Source organism: Nonomuraea sp. NPDC003754 (assembly GCF_053605785.1).
In genome coordinates, this window is record NZ_JBSGJX010000127.1 from 1 (window position 1) to 1,513 (window position 1,513).

The 1,513-nt window shown below is 64.6% G+C and carries 2 protein-coding genes and 1 pseudogene; 1 reads left to right on the forward strand and 2 read right to left on the reverse strand.

Annotation, left to right across the window (positions count from 1 at the left end):
* Positions 1 to 184 precede the first annotated feature (184 nt).
* Positions 185 to 676 (forward strand): DinB family protein, encoded by a 492-nt coding sequence (locus tag ACWEVS_RS46285; RefSeq protein ID WP_452557628.1) that lies wholly within the window; start codon positions 185 to 187, stop codon positions 674 to 676.
* Between the two features lie 244 nt (positions 677 to 920).
* Here ACWEVS_RS46285 and ACWEVS_RS46290 read toward each other — a convergent pair whose 3' ends face one another.
* The gene (locus ACWEVS_RS46290; protein WP_452557630.1) at positions 921 to 1,103 is read right to left on the reverse strand and encodes a hypothetical protein; all 183 of its coding nucleotides are present in this window, start codon (positions 1,101 to 1,103) and stop codon (positions 921 to 923) included.
* An 80-nt stretch (positions 1,104 to 1,183) separates the two neighbouring features.
* Positions 1,184 to 1,416: pseudogene (locus ACWEVS_RS46295) on the reverse strand (IS5/IS1182 family transposase); the annotation flags it as partial.
* Positions 1,417 to 1,513 lie beyond the last annotated feature (97 nt).

The window sequence follows — 1,513 nt, forward strand, 5'->3', positions numbered from 1 at the left end:
GCGGTGTCTGGACTCTCGGGCTGGCCACCGCCTGACGGCAGGGCGTTCAACCCACCCCGGACAGGCATAGATCAAGATCTTCAGTGGTCTTCTAGCCGAACTCGTCGCCGCAGCAACATCACGCTCCCGCCCCTCCTGATGGCTCCCGCACAGCCCATCGTCTGGGGTTCTGTAGGGTGACGGCATGGCTGAGACGCAACGTCAACCGGTCCCCCGCAACGACTCTGGTGAGCTTGACACCGCTTTGGCGTTCCTGACCTTCGCGCGGGAATCAGTGCTCAAGAAGACCCACGGGCTGGACGATGAGCAGCTACGGCGCGTCCTGGTTGACACCGGAACTACCCTCCTCGGGCTGGTCCATCACCTGACCGCAGCCGAACGCTACTGGTTCGGGTACCACGTGGCCGGAGTCAAATCTGAGAAAGATTGGGACTTCGGCATGGATGTGGCTGAGCTCGATGCCGCGCAAGTTCTGGCCGACTACCACACGGCGATCCAGGTAAGCGATTCCGCGATTCGCGCGGCAGGCGATCCGGCGGCTCCGGTGGCTGAGCCCGTCGATGGTGAGTTCCGGACGCTGCGCTGGGTCCTTGCCCACATGACAAGCGAGACCGCTCGCCACGCTGGCCACGCCGATATCCTCCGCGAGCAGATCGATGGCACCACCGGGCGTTAGAAGGCACCCAGTACTACATCTGTAGATCTCGAGGGAGTGGGTCTCCTCGTCGGCGATAGTGGCTGATCAGGGCCCGGGTCTGGTGGGCCTGGCGGAATCTGGACCAGGCCAGAACGTGATCGACGAGCGTGGTGGCGGGCACGATGAGGCGCGCGAAGACGCGGCGGATCTCGGCGAGAGATGGCCGGATCAGCCGGACCGCGCTCAGCGGAAGCTCTCCCGGGGTGAATGGTCGTTTCCCTGGTCAGGCATGGGTGGTATCGCCGGCGATCAGCACGCCGCGTGGGCTGCCCAGATGAGCCACCGCATTGGCGCGGACCTCATCGCGCAGCGCGTCGGTGTCCCATTTCGCCCGTGACAACCGCCGCTCTATCCCGGCCGACAGCGCCCTCATGACATCGAGTTCTGTCGCCGGCCAGGCGTACACCTCGATATAAGCACGACCCAATCTTCAAGGTGCCCAGCTAGAACCGTGTCAGGGAACAACCCCTCATCCATCAACTCCAGCGAGGCGATGACCTGAACGTTCACCCCGTGCACGCGATGCTTGCCAAAGAAATACGGCGGTCGGCCTTGAGCCGGTCGGTGGGATCAGCGTGCCATCCAGCGCCAGATAGTGCAGCCCGTCCCGCCTGGCCCTCCACAGCGCCTGCCCGAGCTTGGGGCCAGCGCGCCGACAGCAGCATCACCGCCTCCTCCACATACCGCCACGCGGTCGCCGTCGACACCCCGAAACCGGCCCCGGGGCTTCCACCCGAAGACTGGACACGGCTTATGCAGCTGATGCCAGCGTAGATGATGTTGAGTGGAAGGCTGTCTCGTAGGTCTGGGGAGCCC